This is a genomic window from Pseudomonadota bacterium (assembly GCA_034660915.1).
Taxonomy (GTDB): Bacteria; Desulfobacterota; Anaeroferrophillalia; order Anaeroferrophillales; family Anaeroferrophillaceae; genus DQWO01.
The window spans coordinates 1-7,459 of sequence record JAYEKE010000223.1 but is presented as its reverse complement, the minus strand read 5'-3'; the positions used below and the strand labels follow the sequence as shown (position 1 = coordinate 7,459).

At 51.1% G+C, this 7,459-nt stretch carries 8 protein-coding genes; 5 read left to right on the top strand and 3 right to left on the bottom strand.

The window, feature by feature from the left end; genetic code table 11:
* The first annotated feature begins 227 nt into the window (after positions 1-227).
* The 3 genes from rfbB (at position 228) to rfbC (ending at position 2,840) form a co-directional block, all read left to right on the top strand.
* Positions 228-1,319: a dTDP-glucose 4,6-dehydratase gene (rfbB, locus tag U9P07_12220; GenBank protein ID MEA2110169.1), complete on the top strand. Its 1,092-nt coding sequence runs from the start codon at positions 228-230 to the stop codon at positions 1,317-1,319.
* Positions 1,320-1,412: 93 nt separating this feature from the next.
* Positions 1,413-2,288: a glucose-1-phosphate thymidylyltransferase RfbA gene (rfbA, locus tag U9P07_12215; protein ID MEA2110168.1), complete on the top strand. Its 876-nt coding sequence runs from the start codon at positions 1,413-1,415 to the stop codon at positions 2,286-2,288.
* Between the two features lie 3 nt (positions 2,289-2,291).
* Entirely contained in the window at positions 2,292-2,840 is a 549-nt protein-coding gene (gene rfbC / locus U9P07_12210; protein MEA2110167.1) for a dTDP-4-dehydrorhamnose 3,5-epimerase, read from the top strand.
* A gap of 67 nt (positions 2,841-2,907) precedes the next feature.
* Here rfbC and U9P07_12205 read toward each other — a convergent pair whose 3' ends face one another.
* Positions 2,908-3,735 carry an MBL fold metallo-hydrolase gene (locus U9P07_12205; GenBank protein ID MEA2110166.1) on the bottom strand — a complete coding sequence of 276 codons (828 nt, stop codon included), beginning with the start codon at positions 3,733-3,735 and terminating at the stop codon, positions 2,908-2,910.
* Positions 3,732-4,268, bottom strand: a complete 537-nt coding sequence (locus U9P07_12200; GenBank protein MEA2110165.1) for a VanZ family protein — start codon at positions 4,266-4,268, stop codon at positions 3,732-3,734. The genes U9P07_12205 and U9P07_12200 overlap by 4 nt, the downstream gene beginning before the upstream one ends.
* 339 nt (positions 4,269-4,607) lie before the next feature.
* On the opposite strand from U9P07_12200, the gene U9P07_12195 reads away from it, so the two are divergent.
* Positions 4,608-5,381 (top strand): tetratricopeptide repeat protein, encoded by a 774-nt coding sequence (locus U9P07_12195; protein MEA2110164.1) that lies wholly within the window; start codon positions 4,608-4,610, stop codon positions 5,379-5,381.
* Positions 5,353-6,777 carry an O-antigen ligase family protein gene (locus U9P07_12190; protein MEA2110163.1) on the top strand — a complete coding sequence of 475 codons (1,425 nt, stop codon included), beginning with the start codon at positions 5,353-5,355 and terminating at the stop codon, positions 6,775-6,777. The genes U9P07_12195 and U9P07_12190 overlap by 29 nt, the downstream gene beginning before the upstream one ends.
* An 87-nt stretch (positions 6,778-6,864) precedes the next feature.
* Here the strand turns inward: U9P07_12190 and U9P07_12185 are convergent.
* Positions 6,865-7,459 (bottom strand): multiheme c-type cytochrome (locus tag U9P07_12185; GenBank protein MEA2110162.1); only part of this gene is annotated, 595 nt, incomplete at its 5' end.

Genomic DNA, 7,459 nt, shown 5'->3' with positions numbered 1-7,459 from the left:
CGGTGACCCCGCTTCCAATTTCCCCCGCCCTCCCTTTTTATTTTTTATGCAAGGCTTACTACAATATAGCAAGCTCTGTGAGAAATAATAAAAATTTGTCAATCTATAGACAAAGTCGAATATTTACGGGCCGACACCTATATACATTTGATTTGGTTTTAGAAATAATTTATGCTACATAGCAAATGGAAATCAACTAAACCAAAACGAATTTGTTCCATACCATTATGGCAGCATTATTTCAAAATAAAATTCTGGTTACCGGTGGTTGTGGTTTTATCGGCGCCAACTTCATTCACCTGGCCCTGGACCAGCTGCCGAAGTGCCGGATCATTAATCTGGACAAGCTCACCTACGCCGGCAACCCGGCCAATCTGGCCGAGTGTAAGGAAAATCCCCGTTATCACCTGGTCAAGGGCGATATCAATGATCGGCCGCTGCTGGAACAGCTCTTTGCCGAAGAAAAGATTGATACCGTGGTCCACTTTGCCGCCGAATCCCATGTGGACCGCTCCATTACCGGGCCGGGGGAGTTTATCCGCACCAATATAGATGGTACTTTTACCCTGCTGGAGGCCGCCCGTCAGGCCTGGCTCAACCAGACCAAGGAGGGCGCTCAATCAAAAAACTATCGCTTTCTTCACGTCAGCACCGACGAAGTCTACGGCTCCCTGGGCGCCACCGGTTATTTCACCGAAACGACTCCATATGATCCTCGCTCCCCCTATTCAGCCAGCAAGGCGGCTGCCGACCACCTGGCCCGGGCCTATTTTCACACCTACGGCCTGCCGGTCATGGTGACCAACTGCTCCAATAACTACGGCCCTTACCAGTTTCCGGAAAAACTGATCCCCCTGATCATCAACAACGCCCTGGAAGGCCGGGAATTACCGGTTTATGGCGATGGCAAAAATGTCCGTGACTGGCTTTACGTTACCGACCATTGCCAGGCCCTGTTGCAGGTACTGGAAAAAGGCCGGCCCGGCGAGACTTACAATATCGGCGGCAATAACGAGAGACAAAACCTGGAAATCGTTGAAACCATCTGTGATCTGGTTGACGAAAAGGTCGGGAGACTGACGGCTGCTAAACCCCGCCGCTCCCTGATCAGCTTTGTCAAGGACCGACCGGGTCATGACCGGCGCTATGCTATCGATGCCGGGAAGATCGCCCGGGAGCTGAGCTGGCAGCCGGCTATATCCTTCAATGACGGCATCCGCCGGACCATCGACTGGTACCTGGAAAACAGCCCCTGGCTGGAAGCAGTACTGGATGGCTCCTACAAAGAATATTATCAAAAGATGTACGATAATCGCTAAAGTTGTAATCGCGGGAAAGCTGTCGCTGCAGACCTTAAAAATATTATTACAGCAACAAGATTAACAATGCCCCCAGAATGACACAGGAATAGCATGGCTCCCATAACTAAAGGTATTATTCTCGCCGGCGGCGCCGGTACCCGGCTCTATCCCCTGACCCTAGTGGCCAGCAAACAACTGCAGCCGGTCTATGACAAACCGATGATTTACTATCCCCTGGCCACCCTGATGATTGCCGGCATCGATAATATCCTGATTATTTCGACCCCCCAGGACATTCCCCGGTTTCAGGAGCTGCTGGGCGACGGACAGCGCTGGGGCATTTCTATTGACTATGCCGTACAGCCGGAGCCCAAGGGCATCGCCCAGGCGTTTTTGATCGGCGAAGAATTTATCGGCAGCGATTCCGTCTGCCTGATCCTGGGTGATAATCTTTTTTACGGCCGCCTGGGACTAAAGCGTATCTGTGCATCTTTTGCCGGCGGTGCTCGTATTTTCGGCTACCCGGTTACCGATCCCAAGCGCTATGGGGTGGTCGAATTCGATAAAACGGGCAAAGCCATCGGGATTGAGGAAAAACCGGACCAGCCGCGCTCGAGTTACGCGGTTCCGGGCCTCTATCTTTATGATAACCGGGTGGTGGAAGTCTGTAAAAAGCTGCAGCCTTCGGAACGTGGAGAGATGGAAATCACCGATGTCAACCTGGAATATATGTGCCGGGGAGAACTGATGGTGGAAAGGCTGGGGCGCGGCATTGCCTGGCTGGATACCGGCACCCACAAGAGCCTGCTGGAAGCCAGCCATTTTATCGGCACCCTGGAAGCCCGGCAGGGAAAGAAAATTGCCTGTCTTGAGGAGGTTGCCCTGGAAATGGGCTATATCGACCGGCAGCAAATGGCAAAACTGGTACTTGAAACCCCAAAGTCAACCTACCGGGATTATCTTGAACGGGTACTGGCGGAGTTCTAAAACATGAAAGTAAGCAAAACTGAAATTCCCGAAGTTCTCATTATAACACCGAAAGTTTTCAGCGACCCACGCGGTTTTTTTTATGAAAGCTTTAACCAGCTAAGCTGGGAAAAAGAAACCGGATTAAAGCGGCCGTTCGTCCAGGACAACCATTCCAGCTCGCAAAAACATGTCCTGCGCGGCCTGCATTATCAGCTTAACCGACCCCAGGGGAAACTGGTGCGGGTGGTGGCGGGCGAGATTTTTGATGTCGCCGTTGATCTGCGGCAAAACTCGCCAACCTTCCGCCAATGGTTCGGTGTCCGCCTTTCAGCTACCAATCACCGGCAATTATGGATTCCTGAAAAGTTCGGCCACGGCTTCCTGACTCTTTCCGAAACCGCTGAAGTCCTTTACAAAACCACTGATTTTTATTTCCCTGAATACGATCGGGCCCTGGCCTGGAATGATCCTGAGATCGGCATCAACTGGCCTCTGGATCATGGCACCCCGATTCTCTCTGCCAAAGACTCCGCAGCACCTGATTTGCAACAGGCCGAGCTGTTTGTTTAAAATTAGGGACACTCCCCATATTTTTTAAAAATTTCGGTGTTTAGTGGGGGAACAACCCAGGTTACACTCATCTACAAGACCAAACAAAATCCCCATCTTGATAGGTCAGAATCGTTTTGATACCCAACCGCTGCAACCGGGCTATGGTTTCCGGAGCCGGATAGCCACGAACATTGTCTTTGTTGACGGAAATAACCGCCAGCCGTGGTGACACGGCCCGCAGGAAAGCCGGCGATGAAGCGTCGGCGGCGCCGTGATGTCCCACCTGCAGCACCTCGGCCCGCAAATCAACCTTGGCAGTCATCAAGGCAACTTCCACCCGCTTGCCGGCATCAGCCATCAGCAGCAGGCTGGAATCGCCGGCTTTGACCCGCAGAACCAGGGCGTTGTCATTCCAGTTTTTTCCTGAAGTATCAGTCGGACTGAGAACGTCAATCACCACCCCCGGCCAGATCAACTGATCACCCCGGCGTAATATTTCATAGAATGCCAGCCGCCGCACGGCTTCAGCATACCAGCGAAAAATATCACATTGCGGGACGGCCGGGATTGGCTGACCGTTGTCATAAACGCGCTTGATATTCAACTCCGGCAGTAACTGAAAAACACCGCCCATGTGGTCGGCATGGGGATGAGTAATGATCAAAGCATCCAGGTCTTTGATTCCAAACCGACGGCAGAAATCGAGTATCCGGGCTCCGGTAATCACGTTACCGCAATCGATAAGAATATGTTTGTTATTTCCGGTTTCAATCAGCGTCGCCGCCCCTTCTCCCACATTAAGAAAATGAACCCGGGGATAACGAACCCCAGCAGACGAAACATCCCCGCCGACCGCCACAACAGCCGGCAGCAACAGCAGAAAAATAATCACGGTAAAACAATAGCTTTTCATGACGGACTCCCGGACACCTCTTGGGCAAAAATCGCGAAAATCGCTAAACCACCCATTCCGGCAATGCCGTTCAAGAAAATGTCACGAACATCAAACACCCGGTTGGGTAAAAACCACTGGATCAGCTCATCACCGTAACCAATCAGCCAGACAAGCAACACTCCCACCCCCCAGCAGACGGGCCATTTTCCCGAGCGCGCCAGTGCCCGACCCAGCAGCCAGCCCAGAATGCTGTATTCAACCAGATGCAGCCGCTCCTCGGGAAAAGGAAGAAAAAAAGAGCTCAACACAGAAATGCCCAGCAGGAGAACGATCAGCAGCCGCGAAGCAAATGAGGACAGCCGCCGCAGCATGGCAAGAACCGCCCCGCACAACAAGAAAAAAATCGCCAGGGTAACGCTCCCCAGAATCCCCCTGGCTCGCAAGGCATCGGACAAACAGCGAACATAACCCAGGGTCGCGTAGAGAAGAACAACATAACCGAAGACTATAATCCAGGGAATATAGCGGCGGAAAAAAAAAGTGCTGTTCACCGGTACAACCCGGAATCGGGCAGAAGACCACGATTTATAACCCTGTCCAAACTGAGCATAATACCTGCGTGGGAATCGCTTATAAAATAAAGTTAACGCGGGCTTCGCCCGCAACCCGACATAGTGAATATGCAGATATTGCCTGTTTTGGCAATAATTAAGTATCGTGTGCCTGAAATTAAAATTTTGATTTGTTGATGATTGAAACGGGCGTAAAAGGCCAGGGGAAGGGCTGCCAACATCATGCCCGGACGTCCATATTCTTTTTGCACCATTCCCGATCTCTGTGCTATAGATGAAATGAAGATAAAGAGAGGCCAATCTCAACCAGAACCGTGTATGAACATGAAAAAGACTCTCAATAAATATTTTCTCTTCCTGACCTGCATCTACCTGGTAATTTTTCTCGGCAGCCTTTATTTTAGTGTGGTCTCGCTGAAAAAAGCCATGGCTTTCGCCACCATACGGACCTATTCAATCAATGGAGAAAAGCTGCTGAAAAAAGGCAAGGCTGCCATCGCGAAGACTCTATGGCATAAGGGAGACAAACTTTATCAACAGATAGAAAACAAGCCCGGCTACTACACTCAGGGTTATAAGGGATTCCATGATGCCGGCCAGTGCCTGTACAGGCTGGGCAAACACCAGCAGGCCATCGCCGCCTTTAATCAAGCTCTGCGTCTCCACCCCTATTCAATCAGTGATCTGGGCAGAAGAGCGGCGGCCGCCGATAAAATCGGTAATTATGAGCTGGTTATAGAATCCTTAAGCCTCTGTGAACAGATATACCCGCTCAACTGGCATGTCGCCTATAATCTTGCCGACGCCTACCGCAGAACCGACAAGCTGGCGCAGGCCGTGCCCTATTATCAGCAGGCCTGGGATCGCAACCCGAAAAAGATCCCCATTTTACTGCAGCTGATTAACAGCCATCTCACTTTGGGAAACCTTGATGAAGCCGGCCGACTGATCAAGCAGGTGAAAAATAGAAAAATCAAACCAAAAGAAAGGCAATACCTCACTCGCGCGGAAAAAATTATTCCCATCCTGCGGGCAAGGAAAGCCAGGGAAGCGGAAAAACCGTATGGACCAAGAACCAGAAACCCCCGGTAGCCCGGAGGAGCCAGCAAAATCCCCGGCAAAATCCAACAACTCACAAATCATAAACCATCTGCGCCGTTATGACGAGGGGCTGTTTACCGGACTGATATTCTGTTTTTTTTTCCTGGCCCCTTTCCCCTTTGTGACCGGTTTCACCTCCCAGGGCCGGATTATGTACAGCCTCTATGACCTGCCGAAATTTATCTTTCTCTACCCCGCGGCTCTTTTTATCGCCTTTCTGTTTGTTTTTTCTCTCGCTTACCACCCGGAGAGATGGCAGCGAACAAAATCTTTTCTCCGGCAGAATACAGGTTTAAAGCTGCTCCTCCTGCTCTTTGGCCTGCAAGCCCTGTCGCTGACCGGTGGTCTGGTGAAACAAAACGGTTTCCTGCAACTTTTTATCTACTTCGCGTTCATTCAACTCTTTATCGCCCTGGCCATCCTTTTCCAGCAGCGCCGCTTTCTCCACGCTTCCCTGCTGGGCACCTGCCTTTCCCTGCTCATCTTCTGCCCCCTGGGAATCCTGCAATTCTTTGATTTTCAACTGCCTTTTCTCCTGCCCATCAAGGGGCCGGCCTCAACCATGGGCTACCGGAATCCAGCCGCCCATTACCTGGTCCTCAATCTCCCCCTGGCGGCTTACCTGGGATATCATTATTGGCAACAGTGGCAGACGCAAAAAAGGGAGGAGCTAAAACGACGATTCGGGCAACCGGCCAAAAGCCTGCTTTTCGCGGCCCTTTTTCTGATGGCCCTGATTCATGTTTTCATGACCACCACCAGGACGGCGATCCTGGCCCTGATAATCTACGCCATCCTCTTTCCCCTCTACTACCTGGTCGGCAAACGGCGTTCATTATCAATCAAAACATGGGGCATGACCATAGCGATGACCATGCTGATCGCCTTGCTGATCATCGGCAGCCTGGCAGTTTTCCCCAAAACCCGGGCCCGTATTATGCGCTCGGTCAACCGAGTCGGCAGCACTTCCATCCTCGAAGCCCGCCAATATCACTGGGGCAACACACTGAAGATGATCGAAGATCATCCCCTGCTGGGTGTGGGGCTGGGCAACTGGCAATTTTCCTATCCCCTGTACATGAAAAGCTACCGGAAGGATTCCTGCTTCAACTTTAATGTCCAGGTCACCAGAGCCCACAATGACTACCTGCAACTGGCAGCTGAATGCGGCATCGGGGCCCTGGTAATTTTTCTACTTCTCTGGGGACGGCAATTTTTCCGGGTCTGGAAAAACGGCCACCATGACGATGCCGGCAACCTCAATTATCCACTCTTTTGCAGCTTGATTGCTTTTTCCATCATCATGATGTTCTCTTTTCCCCTGCAGATGGGCTACAGCCGGATGTTTTTTTTCTACCTCCTGGCTCTGGGAGAATATCAGAAATAAATAGAATAAGAGGGGTTAGACCCCTTTTATTCGAATTGCACGTTCATTAAAGGCGAGAAACTTATAATCTTATGAACGTCCCCTACATTATGGACAAACCCGGTGTATTTTTTCCTGATAGGAAAAATCAGGGTCGGTATCCCTGGTATGGCACTGTCGGCAGCCCTGTTCATCGGGAAAAGTCATCTTTCCTGCCTTTTCCGGCGACGCGGCATGCCGCGATCCCGGTCCATGGCAGGCTTCACACTGAACATTCGGCCGGTAATTCTCATGCTGCCGGTGCTGACGTTGAATCAGTTTAGCGAATGGGTTTTCCGGCTGACCGGCAGCGGCAGCCTGATTTACCCCAACCCCCACAATACCGGTGACATGACAACGATAACAATCCGGGTCATTTTCCCGCTTCCTGGCCTTCAAAGATTCCATTGCCCGGGCATGACGGGTTTTTTTCCAGATGGCAACCTTTTGCTGATGACATTTCACGCAACGCTGGCTGCCCACATAGTGATCTTTTTCATTCTGGGTTTTCTTGTTTTTATCAATCAAACGCTGCAAGATCGCCGGCAAACCACCTTTTTTGGCATCTTTGGAAAATCCTTTTTTAGCATTTTTCTGCCGTTCGGCATGATAGGCATGCAGCCAGGTTTCAAACTCCTGCACCAATGCCTTGACTTTCGCATCT